Source organism: Anaerobacillus sp. 63XJN7_5_ISO-PGPR-S23-430, assembly GCF_056173695.1.
The window spans coordinates 1683605-1699094 of sequence record NZ_CM149686.1; the positions used below are offsets into that span (position 1 = coordinate 1683605).

Annotated in this window: 20 protein-coding genes; 13 read left to right on the forward strand and 7 right to left on the reverse strand. The window is 39.3% G+C overall.

Going from position 1 to position 15490, the window contains the following annotated elements; translation table 11 throughout:
* Window position 1 precedes the first annotated feature (1 nt).
* Window positions 2-1411, forward strand: coding sequence for a dihydrolipoyl dehydrogenase (lpdA, locus tag AC0VYJ_RS09130; protein WP_430247066.1), 1410 nt, complete (start codon window positions 2-4; stop codon window positions 1409-1411).
* A 284-nt stretch (window positions 1412-1695) separates the two neighbouring features.
* Window positions 1696-1929, forward strand: coding sequence for a hypothetical protein (locus AC0VYJ_RS09135; protein ID WP_194221273.1), 234 nt, complete (start codon window positions 1696-1698; stop codon window positions 1927-1929).
* Window positions 1930-2050: 121 nt separating this feature from the next.
* Here AC0VYJ_RS09135 and AC0VYJ_RS09140 read toward each other — a convergent pair whose 3' ends face one another.
* A complete protein-coding gene (locus AC0VYJ_RS09140) occupies window positions 2051-3565 on the reverse strand; it encodes a glycine betaine uptake BCCT transporter (protein WP_430247067.1) in 1515 nt (504 codons plus the stop codon).
* A gap of 355 nt (window positions 3566-3920) precedes the next feature.
* Between AC0VYJ_RS09140 and AC0VYJ_RS09145 the strand changes: the two genes are divergently transcribed.
* The gene (locus AC0VYJ_RS09145) at window positions 3921-4796 is read left to right on the forward strand and encodes a polysaccharide deacetylase family protein (RefSeq protein WP_283152304.1); all 876 of its coding nucleotides are present in this window, start codon (window positions 3921-3923) and stop codon (window positions 4794-4796) included.
* 16 nt (window positions 4797-4812) lie between these two features.
* Here the strand turns inward: AC0VYJ_RS09145 and AC0VYJ_RS09150 are convergent, their stop codons facing one another.
* Window positions 4813-5193, reverse strand: coding sequence for a DUF1885 family protein (locus AC0VYJ_RS09150; protein WP_194221276.1), 381 nt, complete (start codon window positions 5191-5193; stop codon window positions 4813-4815).
* A 199-nt stretch (window positions 5194-5392) separates the two neighbouring features.
* Here AC0VYJ_RS09150 and AC0VYJ_RS09155 point away from each other — a divergent pair, with 199 nt between their 5' ends.
* Window positions 5393-5506 carry a GapA-binding peptide SR1P gene (locus tag AC0VYJ_RS09155; RefSeq protein ID WP_098443236.1) on the forward strand — a complete coding sequence of 38 codons (114 nt, stop codon included), beginning with the start codon at window positions 5393-5395 and terminating at the stop codon, window positions 5504-5506.
* A gap of 39 nt (window positions 5507-5545) precedes the next feature.
* Here the strand turns inward: AC0VYJ_RS09155 and AC0VYJ_RS09160 are convergent, their stop codons facing one another.
* Entirely contained in the window at window positions 5546-7021 is a 1476-nt protein-coding gene (locus AC0VYJ_RS09160) for an aminotransferase class I/II-fold pyridoxal phosphate-dependent enzyme (protein WP_475367216.1), read from the reverse strand.
* A gap of 388 nt (window positions 7022-7409) precedes the next feature.
* On the opposite strand from AC0VYJ_RS09160, the gene AC0VYJ_RS09165 reads away from it, so the two are divergent.
* Together AC0VYJ_RS09165 and AC0VYJ_RS09170 are read left to right on the forward strand one after the other, a co-directional pair.
* The gene (locus AC0VYJ_RS09165; protein ID WP_475367217.1) at window positions 7410-8363 is read left to right on the forward strand and encodes an NAD(P)H-dependent flavin oxidoreductase; all 954 of its coding nucleotides are present in this window, start codon (window positions 7410-7412) and stop codon (window positions 8361-8363) included.
* Between the two features lie 20 nt (window positions 8364-8383).
* Window positions 8384-8656 carry a UPF0223 family protein gene (locus AC0VYJ_RS09170; protein ID WP_475367218.1) on the forward strand — a complete coding sequence of 91 codons (273 nt, stop codon included), beginning with the start codon at window positions 8384-8386 and terminating at the stop codon, window positions 8654-8656.
* A 23-nt stretch (window positions 8657-8679) separates the two neighbouring features.
* Here AC0VYJ_RS09170 and AC0VYJ_RS09175 read toward each other — a convergent pair whose 3' ends face one another.
* Window positions 8680-9309 (reverse strand): YktB family protein, encoded by a 630-nt coding sequence (locus tag AC0VYJ_RS09175; protein WP_475367219.1) that lies wholly within the window; start codon window positions 9307-9309, stop codon window positions 8680-8682.
* A 262-nt stretch (window positions 9310-9571) separates the two neighbouring features.
* On the opposite strand from AC0VYJ_RS09175, the gene AC0VYJ_RS09180 reads away from it, so the two are divergent.
* From AC0VYJ_RS09180 to AC0VYJ_RS09190, 3 genes are all read left to right on the forward strand, one after another.
* Window positions 9572-9760 (forward strand): hypothetical protein, encoded by a 189-nt coding sequence (locus AC0VYJ_RS09180; protein ID WP_194221280.1) that lies wholly within the window; start codon window positions 9572-9574, stop codon window positions 9758-9760.
* Between the two features lie 91 nt (window positions 9761-9851).
* Window positions 9852-10694 carry an inositol monophosphatase family protein gene (locus AC0VYJ_RS09185; RefSeq protein ID WP_430247074.1) on the forward strand — a complete coding sequence of 281 codons (843 nt, stop codon included), beginning with the start codon at window positions 9852-9854 and terminating at the stop codon, window positions 10692-10694.
* Window positions 10691-11149 carry a hypothetical protein gene (locus AC0VYJ_RS09190; RefSeq protein WP_475367220.1) on the forward strand — a complete coding sequence of 153 codons (459 nt, stop codon included), beginning with the start codon at window positions 10691-10693 and terminating at the stop codon, window positions 11147-11149. The genes AC0VYJ_RS09185 and AC0VYJ_RS09190 overlap by 4 nt, the downstream gene beginning before the upstream one ends.
* Before the next feature lie 53 nt (window positions 11150-11202).
* Here the strand turns inward: AC0VYJ_RS09190 and AC0VYJ_RS09195 are convergent, their stop codons facing one another.
* Window positions 11203-11376, reverse strand: a complete 174-nt coding sequence (locus tag AC0VYJ_RS09195) for a DUF5325 family protein (protein WP_194221283.1) — start codon at window positions 11374-11376, stop codon at window positions 11203-11205.
* Window positions 11377-11527: 151 nt separating this feature from the next.
* Between AC0VYJ_RS09195 and typA the strand changes: the two genes are divergently transcribed.
* From typA to AC0VYJ_RS09210, 3 genes are all read left to right on the forward strand, one after another.
* A complete protein-coding gene (typA, locus tag AC0VYJ_RS09200; RefSeq protein WP_194221284.1) occupies window positions 11528-13360 on the forward strand; it encodes a translational GTPase TypA in 1833 nt (610 codons plus the stop codon).
* Window positions 13361-13599: 239 nt separating this feature from the next.
* Window positions 13600-13920, forward strand: a complete 321-nt coding sequence (locus AC0VYJ_RS09205; RefSeq protein WP_194221285.1) for a YlaH-like family protein — start codon at window positions 13600-13602, stop codon at window positions 13918-13920.
* A gap of 22 nt (window positions 13921-13942) precedes the next feature.
* Window positions 13943-14215, forward strand: coding sequence for a hypothetical protein (locus AC0VYJ_RS09210; RefSeq protein WP_430247077.1), 273 nt, complete (start codon window positions 13943-13945; stop codon window positions 14213-14215).
* Between the two features lie 44 nt (window positions 14216-14259).
* Here AC0VYJ_RS09210 and AC0VYJ_RS09215 read toward each other — a convergent pair whose 3' ends face one another.
* Window positions 14260-14697, reverse strand: coding sequence for a hypothetical protein (locus tag AC0VYJ_RS09215; RefSeq protein WP_475367221.1), 438 nt, complete (start codon window positions 14695-14697; stop codon window positions 14260-14262).
* Window positions 14687-14887, reverse strand: a complete 201-nt coding sequence (locus AC0VYJ_RS09220; RefSeq protein WP_194221287.1) for a YlaI family protein — start codon at window positions 14885-14887, stop codon at window positions 14687-14689. The genes AC0VYJ_RS09215 and AC0VYJ_RS09220 overlap by 11 nt, the downstream gene beginning before the upstream one ends.
* Window positions 14888-14987: 100 nt before the next feature.
* Between AC0VYJ_RS09220 and AC0VYJ_RS09225 the strand changes: the two genes are divergently transcribed.
* A complete protein-coding gene (locus AC0VYJ_RS09225; RefSeq protein ID WP_430247079.1) occupies window positions 14988-15455 on the forward strand; it encodes a pyridoxamine 5'-phosphate oxidase family protein in 468 nt (155 codons plus the stop codon).
* Window positions 15456-15490 lie beyond the last annotated feature (35 nt).

Here is a 15490-nt window from a genome sequence, read left to right on the forward strand (position 1 = left end):
TATGGTAGTAGGAGATTTTCCAATCGAATTAGACACACTTATAGTAGGAGCTGGACCAGGTGGATATGTTGCTGCAATCCGTGCAGCACAGCTTGGTCAGAAAGTTGCCATTGCTGACAAAGGAACTCTAGGCGGAGTTTGCTTAAACGTCGGCTGTATTCCTTCAAAAGCAATGATTAATGCATCTCATAAATATGAGTCTGCAAAGCATTCCGATGATATCGGAATCACTGCTGAGAACGTGAGCGTTGACATGAAGAAAGTTCAGGAGTGGAAGTCTTCTGTTGTTGACAAGCTTACTGGCGGCGTAGCAGGACTTATGAAATCAAATAAAGTTGATGTTGTTAGCGGTGAAGTTTATTTCGTCGATAAGAACACAGTTCGTATCATGGACGAAAAGAACTCTCAAACGTATACATTCAACAACTGCATCATCGCAACAGGGTCTCGCCCAATCGAACTTCCAAGCTTCAAATGGAGCAAGCGCGTTATTTCTTCAACTGGTGCACTTGCACTTGACGAAGTTCCTAAGAAAATGGTTGTTATCGGCGGAGGATACATCGGAATCGAACTTGGTACTGTGTACGCAAACTTCGGTACTGAAGTAACAATCCTTGAAGGTACGAAGCAAATTCTACCTGGATTCGAAAAACAAATGAGCTCTCTTGTTTCTCGTCGTCTTAAGAAGAAAGGTAATGTAGAAATCATTACTCAAGCTCTTGCACAAGGCGTTGAAGAAACAGAAGACGGCGTAACAGTAACAGCAGAAATCAAAGGTGAAACGCAGACGTTTGACGCTGATTATGTACTAGTTACAGTTGGTCGTAAGCCTAATACAAATGAAATCGGTCTTGAAGAACTTGGCGTTGAAATGACGGACAAAGGTCTTGTGAAGATTGACAAGCAGTGTCGTACAAACTTCGATAACATCTATGCTATTGGTGATATCGTAGAAGGTCCTGCACTTGCTCATAAAGCTTCTTACGAAGGTAAAGTAGCTGCAGAAGCGATCAGTGGTGAAAACTCTGTGATTGACTATCTTGCAATCCCAGCGGTTGTTTTCTCTGACCCAGAACTCGCTTCAGTTGGTTACACTGAACAAGAAGCAAAAGATCAAGGATTCGATGTGAAAGCATCTAAATTCCCATTCGGTGCTAATGGCCGTGCATTGTCTCTTAACGACAGTGAAGGATTTATGAAGCTTATCACTCGTAAAGAAGATGGCCTAGTGATCGGCGCTCAAATTGCTGGTCCTAACGCTTCTGATATGATTGCTGAGCTTGGTCTTGCAATCGAAGCTGGTATGACAGCTGAAGACATTGCGCTTACAATTCATGCTCACCCAACACTTGGAGAAATTACTATGGAAGCTGCTGAAGTAGCTCTAGGTACTCCAATTCACATTGGTTAATAATTAATTGAAAAACTCCAGAGACAAGAGTCTCTGGAGTTTTTATATGGAGAATGAGCAGTCCCGCTCATGATAATTTTATGATTCATTTAAGTGGATTCAATTGCTTTTATTAGTTAATAGAGGTTGGAAATGGACCACATTCATAAATATAAACGAATGGATTAGGTATGTTCAGTTTTCTTTCTTTATTGGAAACTAAATATAGAAATGAAGCGATTAGGAGATTTACTTGCACATACATTTGAGAATAGGACACTTGTATTATGCGGAGGTGCTGTTCTATGTATGGAAAAGTTATTTGCATTCAGCTTTTGATCTGGTTTGGTTTTTTTCAACTTATTTATTATTCTCCTCGAGATCATATTGGATTTAAGATTTTATTATTTTTAGTTTTTCTTTATCTTATTTGTACGATTTCTGTTCAAATGGTTAGAAGAGGAAGAGAGCTTATCTATTTGATTTCTTTTTCTTCTACTCTGGCATTCATCATTATCTATCTATACCATTTAATTTGATGGACGTAACTATTTAAAAATTAAGCTGACTAATGAATGTTATCGATAACCTTCATTAATATAATAGATAGAAGGTAAATGAAAAAGCGTCCTACCAAGAGGGTAGGACGCTTTTAGTGTTTTATGATTTTGGATCATCTTTCTTAGGTGGTCTAGGAGGTATTTTCTCTTGTTTAAAGGCTTTAACGAGAGAAATGATCATTCCTATTATAATAATAGCAAACGGGAATGCAGCGATGATAGAAGCCGTTTGAAGAGCTCCTAATCCTCCAGACCAAAGCAGAACTGCAGCAGCAGATGATTGAATCACACCCCAAGTTAATTTCACTTTGGTGGAAGGATTCATGCTTCCGTTCGTCGTTTGCATTCCAAGGACGAATGTTGCTGAGTCAGCTGAAGTAATAAAGAATGTGCTGATTAATAAAATGGCAATAATCGACATGGCTGTTCCAAGTGGATATTGCTCAAGTACAGCGAATAGCGCAACTTCCATACCCTGGTTATTGATAATGTCGTAAATACCTGTTCCTGCCATATCAAGTGAAATAGCTGACCCTCCAAATACGGAGAACCATAATCCACCAAAGATTGTCGGAACTAAAAGGACACCAAGAACAAATTCTCTGATCGTTCGACCTTTTGATACTCGAGCAATAAATGTTCCAACGAATGGCGCCCAGGCAATCCACCATGCCCAATAGAAGATTGTCCAGCTCTGGATCCAAGACGACCCTTCAAAAGGTCTCATACGGAGACTCATACTTGGTAGGTTTTGAATATAAGATCCAAGTGTAGATGTGAAGAGGTCCATAATAAAGTTTGTAGGTCCTGCGAATAACAGGAAGAACATGAGCAAGATCGCTAGGACAATGTTTGTATTACTTAAGTACTTAATCCCTCTTGAAATCCCCGTTGAAGCAGAGATCATATAGAGGACAGTTACAATAAGAATAATGATTAACTGTGTTGTAAACGAATTTTCAATGCCAGTTAAATAGGAAATTCCTCCGCCTATTTGAGAAGCACCAAAGCCAAGGGACGTCGCGACACCAAATACAGTCGCAATGACAGCAATAACGTCGATTAGTTTACCAATTGGTCCATTTACACGTTCTCCAAGAATCGGATAGAAAATCGCGCTGATTAAGCCTGGCGCACCTTTTCTAAATTTAAAGAAGGCAAGTGCGAGAGCAACGACTGTGTAAATTCCCCACGGGTGAAGTCCCCAGTGGAAGAAGCTGTATTGAAAGGCTAGTCGCGCTGCTTCATCTGACTGACTAGCTGCCCCAGCTGGAGGATCATAGTAGTGGAACATCGGCTCTGCTACACCCCAGAATACAAGTCCAATTCCCATTCCGGCTGAGAAAAGCATAGCAAACCATGTAATTAGGTTATATTCAGGTACATCGGTTTCTTTACCAAGTCGAAGTCTTCCATACTTCGAAAAGATAAGATAAATCGCAAAGATAAGAAAGCCTGACGCTGCTAATAAATAAAACCATCCAAACTTCACTTGAAGAAAGCTTTGAAGTGAGCTTGTAGTCGAATCTAATGACTCAGGAGAAATCGTACCCCAAGAAATAAAGATTAGAGACAGAAGTACAGAGATAACAAAGACTGCTGTAAGCTTATTCAAATTTCATCATCACCTTTCTAAAATAATTCCAAAAAATAGCACTGTCATCTGAAAGCACTTTTATACACAGGAAATAAAATGTATGTGTACTCAATGTTACCTGTCGATACCAAAACTATGCAGGTAAGCGCCCTATTCCCTTTTATTAACAGGCTTCAGGACAAGTCAAGCAAAAGACACGTTGTCTAGTATATTTGTTGTTTTAAACGTTGTAAAGGGAAAAACCATGTCAGAAAGGAAGTCGGAATAGTTGAAAAATAGATGGGTAGATAGTTGGTTATTTGTGACAATTTCCTCTTTATACTGTTCATGAATTCGTATATGATGAAATGAGACTAGATAAGGGGAGAGAGAAATGACAAACACATTGAAATGGATGACATTAGCGCTTTTGCTTTTTGTAGCAGCGTGTTCAACAAATGCTGGTTCACAAGAAAATTCAGAAGCATCAACGAATGAAGCAAACAATAGTGAAGCTTCAAATGAACAAGAAACAAACGAAGAAACAAATAAGGAAGAAACAGATTCAGACGCGACAAGTAATGCTGAATCAGAGGATCAGAAAGAAGAAGAAGCTACTGCAGAAGAAGTAGAGCCTGAATATCGACTTAACGAAGCTTTTTGGGGCTTTGAACCGATAAATGATGCTCCTGCTGAAGCGGTTCTACTTACAATTGACGATGCTCCAGATACGAATGCCGTAGAAATGGCAAAAACATTAAAAGAACTAGATGCTCCTGCCATTTTCTTTATTAATGGTCATTTTATTGATACAGATGAAGAAAAAGCAAGGTTAAAAGAAATTTATGATATGGGCTTTGAAATAGGAAACCATACGATGACGCACGCTGATCTCAAAACATTATCAGAAGAAGAGCAAAAAGAAGAGATATTGAAGGTAAATGAAATGATCGAAGAAGTAATTGGAGAAAAGCCGAAGTTCTTTAGAGCACCATTTGGATCTAATACTGACTTTTCGAAGTCATTAGCCGAAGAAGAAGGCATGCTCGTGATGAATTGGACATATGGGTATGACTGGGTAAAGGAATATCAAAGTGAAGCTGCAATCAAAGACATTATGGTAAATTCACCGCTACTTCAAAATGGGGCAAACTTACTTATGCATGACCGTGATTGGACAGCTGCTGCATTAGGAGATATTGTGAAAGGATTAAGAGATAAAGATTATAACTTAATTGATCCTGAAGAAATTGAACCTTTACAAAAATAAACAGCCATTTGGCTGTTTATTTTTTTGCGTAATACATTGTTCTACCGTTGAAGAGAGTAAGATCGGCCTGTAATTTATTTGCAAGAAATTTACATAATTCATTCGCTTTCGCTTTATCACCGTGAGTGGATTGATCTGGTAGAACAATCTGAAGTTTGCTGTCTACTAAACCGATGATAATCATCCGATAATCACTATGTTTTCCTTTTAAATAAAACCAAATGTCTCCATCCACTTGTTCAATCAAAGTGTAGGGGAAAGCAGACTCACTATAGGACCAAGAAAGTTGCTCTCCAGTTTTGGATGTTATGTCCATGTAGTAGGAAAGTAAGCTTTTAATATGATCAAGTGATAGTTCATCTTCCGTTTTTGGTTTTAAGTAAGCACTTTGAGGCATGATCATTCCTCCCATCGTCATATAATAAAGTGTACAGTGTAAATTGTATTCTGACAATTGGTCGTTCATCCACACATATTAGACACAAAAAGAATATAATGTGATATACAATATAGTGTTGACAAATCAATTGTGACACACTATTATGAAGTTAAGCGAAACGGAAGCGTTTTCAAAACTAACTTAAGGGGTGTTGAGAATGGGTATTATCATTTGCCAAACTTGCGAAAAAACAATTGATCACGTACATGAAGAGAAGGTAAGTACACTTTATAGCAGATGCCCGGAATGCAATAAAAAAGATAAAAAATAACGTATATAGCAAAGAAAGAGGCGGCCAATTGGCCGCCTCTTATTTAATGGCTTTATATTCTTTAATGACCCGAATGTGAACTAATTCGTCGTCTTCAGGCCCCTGAACCGGTAATCCAGCTTCAATGTTTTCTTCGATATATGTTAAGTTTTCTTCTGTAATGATTTCACCTGGGATGAAGATTGGAATTCCAGGTGGATAAACCATCACAAATTCTGCAATGACCCGACCAGCCGATTCTTTAAATGGAATCACCTCTGTTTCAGAATAAAAAGCATCTCGAGGTGAAACAGCTAGAATCGGGATATCTGGAGCGTGAACATCAAACTTTTTAGTGATTGAACCTTCTGTCTCTTTGAAGGCTTCTACCATGTCTTTTAGAGCATGAACAAGAGCGCTGGTTGTTTCCTCGGTATCGCCAGGAGTTACAATACATAATAAGTTATACAAATCAGAAAGCTCTACTTCAAGGTTCGCTTCTTTTCGAAGCCAAACTTCAGCTTCATAGCCAGTAATTCCAAGGTCATGAACAGAAATGATTAATTTCGTTGGATCATAATCGTAAGTAGCGTTCGTTCCAAGGATTTCTTGCCCGACACAATATAGAGGAGAAATATCATTTATTTGCTTTCGAGCTTCTTCTGCAAGTTGTATGGAGCGTTCAATTAAATCATAACCATCCATGACCAATCTTTTTCTTGCAACGTCAAGAGAAGCAAGAAGGATATACGAAGTGGAGGTAGTTGTTAGCATGCTAATAATGGTTTGGACGCGTTTTGCAGAAACAAGCCCTTCTTTTACATTAAGGACGGAACTTTGTGTCATTGATCCCCCTAATTTATGCACACTTGTAGCTGCCATATCTGCACCGGCTTGCATGGCTGAAACGGGCAGTCGCTCGTGAAAGTGAATGTGAACACCGTGAGCTTCATCAACTAATACAGGTACGTCATACTCATGAGAAATCGTAACGATCTCTTCAAGATTAGCAGATATACCAAAATAGGTGGGGTTAATGACAAGGACACCTTTTGCGTCAGGGTGCTGTTCTAATGCTTTCTTAACGGCTATAGGAGTAATGCCGTGTGAGATGCCAAGCTTAGGGTCAATTTCTGGATGAATAAATACAGGTGTTGCGCCGGAGAAAATGATTGCAGACATAACAGACTTATGAACATTTCTCGGGACAATAATTTTATCACCTGGTGAACATACAGTCATGACCATTGTCATGATTGCACCGCTTGTACCTTGAATAGAGAAAAAGGTTGCGTCAGCGCCAAAAGCTTCAGCAGCTAGATCCTGTGCTTGCTTAATCATACCGTGTGGATGATGGAGGTCATCAAGTGGTTGAATGTTAATTAAATCAATTGACAGGGCGTTTTCGCCTATGAAAGAACGAAATTCAGGATCTATGCCAGAGCCTTTTTTGTGGCCGGGTATATGAAATTGAATAGGGTTTTTGTTAGCGTGGTTTACTAAACCAGTGAACAATGGTGTTTCGTGTTGTTGCAAATCCAGCACCTCTTTATTTATACTTTGGTTAAATGAATAACGTTGTAGATCGTCTGCTCTTTTATATCGAATGAGCCGAAAATCTTGAAATCAGTAATATAGCTTATACGTTACTAGATAAAGCCTTCCACAGTAGTTTGTGGAAAGCGGGTTTGGTCTAAGTGAACTTTTTGTATAGCCAGATATGACGCTTAAAAGAAGAACATTAGTTATAGGACTTCTTTCTTCCTTAAACAAACTGAGTATAATCACATGAGGGATAATTTGCAAGTTTTATTTTAAACCCATGCTTATCGATCAACTATATAAGGAAGCATCGTTCCTAGAAGAGAAAAGAGGAGATCACTTCTAACTCTCGAAATGGGTTACCATAAGGAGAGGATTCATTATGAAGTGGAATACGCGAATTACTCAGTTATTAGGTATTGAAAGACCAATCGTTCAAGGGGGTCTCGCCTATCTTGCATATCACGAGTTAGCTGCTGCTGTTAGCAACGCAGGAGGATTAGGGCAGCTCACAGCTATGTCTATGGAGTCAGCAACACAGCTTAAAGAAGAAATCGCCCTTACTAAAAGTCTCACCGATCAGCCATTTGGAGTGAACTTTGCGATTGGTCAACATGGAAGACCCTTTGAGGATATGCTTGAAGCAGCCATTGAAGAAGGAGTGGAGATCATTTCGGTTACCGGTGGAAACCCTAAGCCGGTATTTGATATGGTAAAAGGAACGAATGTGAAAGTTGTTGTTTTGACTGCTAGTAAAAGACAAGCAGTAAAAGCAGAAGAGTTAGGAGCTACTGCCGTAATGGTTGTCGGGCAAGAAGGTGGAGGACATCTTGGAAAGGATGATATTGGTACGATGGTACTCGTTCCTCAAGTAGTTGATGCTGTGTCTATTCCGGTTATTGCTTCAGGGGGAATAGGTGATGGAAGAGCGCTAATGGCTTCTCTCGCACTTGGCGCTGAGGGAATTGAAATGGGTACACGATTTATTGCTACAAAAGAATGTACCCATGCTCATGATGTTTACAAGCGTCGTTTGCTTCAAGGGTCTGAAACGGATACTATGATTATTAAGCGTAGTATTGGAGCACCTGCAAGAGTTATTAGGAATGTGTTTGCTCAAGAGATTTTACAAATTGAAGCAAATCAGGGAGGATATGATCTTCTTAAAGAATACATAAGCGGTAAAGCAAACAGGAAATTTATATATGATGGAAAAGAAGAAGAAGGCTTTGCTTGGGCAGGTCAGGTTATGGGAGCGATCAATGATGTTCCTTCAGTAGCGGAGTTATTTGATCGTATGGATAAAGAAGCAAACGAAATTCGATTAAAATGGTAAAGTGAGAAAGGAGATTGAAAATGGAAGTACAATACCCTATTTCAATTGATTGGAGTAAAGAAGAAGTCATCAAAGTTGTAAACTTTTTCCAATTAGTTGAGCAAACATATGACAGAGGGGTGCATAAGGGCGAATTGATTAGTAGCTATCATGCATTTAAAGATGTCGTTCCCTCTAAATCAGAGGAAAAGCAAATCTTTAGACAGTTTGATAAAGAGACAGGATTTTCAACTTATCATGTTGTAAAAGAAGCAAGAGAAACAGAACGCGATAAAGTAAAAATGAATAAATAAAAACCAGGGGAGAATCCCCTGGTTTATTTTGTGGCTTGAAGTGAAAGTTGATAGATAGGCATTAAGGTCTCAAAAGTTTGTTTAACCTCTTTAATAAATTTCTCTCCATCATTCAATAACGGGTCGTCACTGGCAAAATGACGGCCAACTAGAAATTCGCCCTTTTTTACATCTCTAAAGCGGGTAAGTACTTTATCGAGATCACTATCCTTGATGGGGTGGCTTGCCTTTTTCTTAGTGTGGTCAGTAGAGATCCAATATGAAGTTGGAATATCTTTCTTTAGTTCATTTAAGTGATCTAAAAATAAGGAAGCCATTTGTGGCTTTCCTGGAAGCTCGTAAATGTATGCAAGCCATACAAAGACATGATCATCAAAAAGGCCGATTTGAAAGTGAGGGTGCATTTTGTACCCGCGTTTGTTATGCGAAAACGCCATCCATGTATCAACGGGAGGATTCTTCGTTCGTCTTGCATGACGAGCAATGTGAAGGTGCATCTCATTTCCAGCAAGAATCTCGAGATCGCTTTTAATTTCCTCGCTAATGGCAGCGAATTTTGGTTGAATCCGCTCTTGTATGGCTTCCATTCGAGCCTCAAGTCCATCAATTTCGAATGATTGAAAATCAGTTTGAGTAAATCCTTTAAAAGACATATTATCCTCCAATACGACAAAAAATTTATATTCCTATAGTAACATAGACCGAACATTTGCATATAAAATGACGATTGGTGTGTCATGTTAGGTTTGAAATGTGCGAAAAAGAGGAAAAATAGAAACAAATAAAGAGGTTGCATAGTCGACAGGTAAAGCATAAGATATATTAATCAAAGCAGAAATATCAGAATATTCCGTCTTATAGCCGGATCTGATGACTATGACTGCTTAATCGAATTTGAGAGGGGTGTAGGTTACCATGAAACAAGTGATTCAGTCATTGCAAAGAAACGAGGCAGAGAAGCGGATCCCGGTGCTGAGAATGGAAATTGACTATGAGCTGGCAACACTACACGATGCAATGACGGCTAGTGATCAGGATGAAATGAAGAGATGTAAAGTGAAGCTAGAGGAGCTTCGAAAAGAAATGGTCAGATTAGAAGCTTAATGAAGCGAACCTTGCAAAAAGGTTCGTTTTTTCTTCTTTTCCTGTCATAATAAGAGGTAGAAAGAAAAATAAGGCAAAAGGAGATCGAACCATGACACAGCACACAAACTGGGACAATGTATATGAAGATGCAATCAGATGGATACGAGAAGCGGGTCAAGAGATCATGGCTTCCTTCACAACTTCCTTTAAGATTGATACTAAAAGCAATCCAAACGATCTCGTAACGGACATTGATAAACAAACGGAGAAGTTTTTTATTGAAAAAATTAAGGAAGGTTATCCAAGTCATCGAATCATGGGCGAAGAAGGTTTTGGTGATAATATAGAACAGTTGAACGGCGTAATTTGGTTTTTAGATCCTATTGATGGAACGATGAATTTCGTTCATCAACAAACTAATTTCGCTATATCGATCGGAATATACGAAGATGGAGTAGGGAAACTGGCGTTTATTTATGATGTTACGAAGGACGAACTGTATCATTGTAAAAAAGGTTCAGGAGTTTATTTAAACGATGAGAAAATCAAACCATTGAAAACGACTAACCTTTCAGAGTCACTTCTAGCTATAAACGCGACCTGGGTAACAGAAAATCATCGAATAGATCCTCGCACGTTCTCACCACTTCTAAAAAAAATCCGGGGAACACGTTCTTATGGTAGTGCAGCTATTGAATTGGCGTACGTAGCCGCCGGTCGACTTGATGGGTATGTTTCCCTGCGACTTGCTCCGTGGGATTTTGCTGCTGGTAAAATGTTAATCGAGGAAGGCGGAGGGATATGTACAACAGTTGATAACAAAGAGATTGATTTACTTGATAAGAATACAATTTTTGCTGGTACTGAATTATTCCATACTGAGGTTCAAAAAGAATACATTCAGCCTGCGCTTGATCAAAATTATTACTTAAGAACCCCTTCTTCAAGATGAGATTGTTAGCAGCTCCTGAATCTCAAGAAAATATTGCTGAACTTCTTTTTGACTGGACGCAAGAAGACGAAACATGGCTTCTTACAGAATTTGGTCGAATCCCATTATTCGAAGATATGATTTCATACATACAAACATATGAAGGAATGGGCTGCGAGTTTAATGTATGGTTCTACGGCGATCTACCGGTAGCGATTACGGCCGTTCTTGACGATGCACCGTCTAATCAAAAACCATGGTTAGGGACAATTGTCGTTCATCCTATGAAGCGAAAGTCGGGTATTGGTTGTAGCGTTATTCGCACCTTATTAGGTAAAAAAAACGATGTTGTTTTTTCAGGTATTCCTTATGACCTGAACGAATGGAGTCTTTTTTTAGGTAAGTGTGGATTCGAGCAATACGGAATTGAAGAAGAGGGGAAAAAATATTTGATTTTGGTCCACCCAAATGGGTGAAAGGTAAATAGATAAAAGAGCTGTTCTACTTGAACAGCTCTTTTCATGTGATCTTATAGTTCTGCTTTACGTTTAATACGAAAGCCCATTCCCATAAAGAAACCTACTCCGATAAATGAAAGAAGCCCGCCGATCCAGCTTTGTTCAGCTATAGATACGCCGATTGCACACATGCTTGCAACCGCTAGAATGGCCATTAAGAGTAAAAGGAAATTATGCTTGTTCATGTAGAAAGCCCCCTTTATAGTACTAGTGTACAATAACCATGTTGCTGGTGAAAGAAGAGAAATTTCGCGTATAGCGATATCTGTGTTATAATGGTCTAGTTATTGAGTTTATCGTCAGAAATAAGGCGAGAATACGAGGAGAGAATAATTAATGGCAATAAGAGAAGATATTCGTAACATCGCAATCATTGCCCACGTTGACCACGGCAAAACGACGTTGGTAGACCAAATGCTACACCAGTCTGGAACGTTTCGTGATAACGAGCAAGTAAGCGAACGTGCGATGGATTCGAACGACCTTGAGAGAGAACGCGGGATTACAATCCTTGCTAAAAATACGGCAATTAACTATGAAGACAAACGAATCAACATCATGGATACACCTGGACATGCCGACTTCGGTGGTGAAGTTGAACGTATCATGAAAATGGTAGATGGCGTTCTTCTAGTTGTTGACGCTTATGAAGGCTGTATGCCACAGACACGTTTCGTGCTTAAGAAGGCTCTTGAGCAGAAGCTTACACCAATTGTCGTTCTTAACAAAATTGACCGTCCTGCAGCACGTCCTGAAGAAGTTGTGGATGAAGTCGTTGATTTATTTATTGATCTTGGCGCGGACGAAGATCAGCTAGACTTCCCAGTAGTTTATGCTTCAGCAATCAACGGTACAGCTAGTCTTGATCCTGAAGTACAGGATGACGATATGAAAGTTCTTATGAACACAATTATTGATAACATTCCTGCACCTCTAGATAACAGTGACGAGCCTCTTCAATTCCAGATTACACTTCTTGATTACAACGACTATCTTGGAAGAATTGGAATTGGTCGTGTGTTCAGAGGAACAATGAAGGTTGGCCAACAGGTAGCCCTGATGAAGGTCGATGGAACAGTGAAGCAATTCAGAGTGACTAAGCTCTTTGGTTTCATTGGATTGAAGCGTACTGAGATCGAAGAAGCGAAAGCTGGCGACCTTGTAGCGGTTTCTGGTATGGAAGAAATCAACGTAGGTGAAACAGTTTGTCCTTACGATCATCAGGAAGCACTTCCTATTCTTCGTATTGATGAGCCTACTCTTCAGATGACGTTCCTTGTAAACAATAGTCCTTTTGCTGGTAAAGAAGGTAAATACATTACAAGTCGTAAAATTGAAGAGCGTCTTAGAGCTCAGCTTGAAACTGACGTAAGTCTTCGCGTTGAGAATACAGATTCTCCAGATGCATGGGTTGTCTCAGGACGTGGTGAGCTTCACCTTTCAATCCTGATTGAAAACATGCGTCGTGAAGGATATGAGCTTCAAGTTTCAAAACCTGAAGTTATCGTACGTGAAGTAGACGGCGTTGCAAGTGAGCCTGTTGAACGCGTTCAAATTGACGTACCTGAAGACTACACTGGTTCTGTAATGGAATCACTTGGTGAGCGTAAAGGTGAAATGGTCAACATGGTAAACAACGGTTCAGGCCAAGTTCGCCTTGAATTCATGGTTCCTGCTCGTGGTTTGATTGGTTACTCAACTGAGTTCCTAACACAAACACGCGGATATGGTATTATTAACCATACATTTGAAACGTATATGCCTCTTATTAGCGGGCGTGTAGGTGGACGTCGTGCTGGTGTACTTGTTTCAATGGAAAAAGGAAAAGCATCAGAATACGGTATTATGGGTGTTGAAGACCGCGGTACAATTTTCGTAGCTCCAGGTACTGAAGTTTACGAAGGAATGATCGTTGGGGAACACACTCGTGAGAATGATATCACGGTTAACATCGTTAAAGTGAAGCAGATGACGAATATGCGTTCTGCCAACAAAGACCAAACGGTTTCTATGAAGAAGCCTCGCGTTCTAACTCTTGAAGAAGCGCTTGAGTATTTGAACGATGATGAGTATTGCGAAGTAACACCGGATTCAATCCGTCTTCGTAAGAAAATCCTTGATAAGAACGAACGTGAAAAGAACGCTAAAAAGAAAAAAACAGCCCAATAAGGGTGTCTAATGCGATTCAAAAGGGGCATCCCTTTTGGATCGTTTTTTTATTGTTTAGCTATGTTCCCAGTTATGTATGGGGTTTTTAAAGAGCTATGTTAGGCTTTACTGTTGATTCTCGATTTTCGGCTCAATTGAGTGAAACCTTTAGTAACATAGCTTTTTTTAAAAAGAGAGAAGAAATCGTTTACTTTTATTTATGGTTTGTTTTATTATGCTTTTATACCGGGGGTGAATAAATGAATACGGAACCTACCATTGCATCGGAAGATTTATCATTTTTCGCTAAGTTGGTCGGCATTGAAGACAATATGACCCTGGGGTTTTATTTGCTATATGCGATCATCGTTATCCTTTGTATTGTTGTCTATCGTCTTGGCTTTGCCAAAAAACTTCCTCTACTAAAAAATGTCATCGTATACGCTGTTCTTGTTATTGGATGTTTTCCGCTAACCTTTTTTGGAATCGGTTTGCCGGTTGCTGAAGGATTAGTAGCTTCTGCTGTCGTATTAATTATTTATAAGGTGCGACTCAATCAAGCGAAGAAAAAAGAAGCGTAATGTCATAAGGTGGAGGGACACTTTGAATCTTCAGGATACGATGTATAATTGGCTTAGTATTAAAGTTGTCGCTGATCATCGTAAGGATGATCAGGCAGCGCAAGATACGTGCAGTTTTTTTATGGACATCTTAACAGAAGATCATAATGTTGCGGACTTATCTGTGGAAGTGACTGAGGAATACTACGTCGTTAATTATGTGAAGGATGGGGAAAGCGATTCGAAGAAATTTCCATCTGAATTAATTGAAGCGCTGTTATCCTCGATTGAAAATGAACCAAAGTATAACCAATGAACGAGAAAAAGACGTGCTGAAAGCACGTCTTTCTTAACACAAGGCTATTTCTCATTAAGGGCATAAACACCAAACAAGATCGCTGCATAGATTAAGTGCCCTATTGTCCAGTATCCAATCGCAACGAGGTCAAAGACATCCGGAGTGGGCTTGATAGCAAGGTATGTTAAAGGAAAATAGAGAAAAACGGTTGGTAGAGTTAATACGTAAGCAAAGATCGCCTGATATACTTTCTTATTAGAGAAAAATCTTGAGCTCCCTAAACTGAAAACAACACCGATGATAAGGGAGATAATAAGATGAAAAACAAATTCAATAAGTTCTGGCCAGTTTATGCTCCCAATAATCGGTATGAAATCAATGTTTAGAAGGAGCGTATAAACGAGTTTGCCAGTAGTGAATTGAATAACCTTTAATATTAGTCCGAGGGCAATCCCAGAAATCGTTCCAGCCAGTAGACCAAGCTTTATTTTACCACTCATCGTTCGATTCATCCTGGTGGAATAATTTAAATTCCCCCGTATCTTTACGTTCTTTTGTTCGCGTCTCAATTCGTTCATTACATGTGTCACACATATAGGTATGGATCGGTCTGTTGCGTAGTTTTTTAGCAAGCGGACTCCCGCTATCGATTTTTTCGATTTTATCACATAATACACATTTTACTCGCATCTTTTACACCTCTCATTCCATGTTGCTAGTATAGCATGAATAACGGTATCCTTTGCAGTATAATGCGTTAGATAACAGGTAATAAAATGGAGGGAATATCATGCCAAATAAAGTCGACCAAACTTTAACGAATGATCTTTTAACGTTACTTAAGAGAGAACAATATGCGCTCCTTTCAACGATTGATTATGAAACAACAGGACCAAATATTAGTGCTATCTCCTGGTTATACGCTGTCAATCGTGAAACTATCGTATTCGCTGTGGATCAGAAATCGAGAATTGTGACAAATATTCAGACCAATGATCATGTTTCGATTACGCTAATTGGAAACGAAAGTACCTATGCGATTACCGGTAGAGCTTCATTAGCGGAGGAGAGGATGCAGGACGTTCCGCTGAAGCTTACGATGTTTAAGCTTCAGATTAAAGAAGTGCGAGATGTGATGTTTTATGGTGCGAAAATGTCTGTTGAACCTGTCTATGAAAAAACGTATGATCCTGAAGCAGCTGCAAAATTAGATCGCTCCGTCATGGCTCAACTAAAAAAATCCACCGAAACAAATTAACCGACCCGTTGGGGTCGGTTAGTTTGTTTTATTAG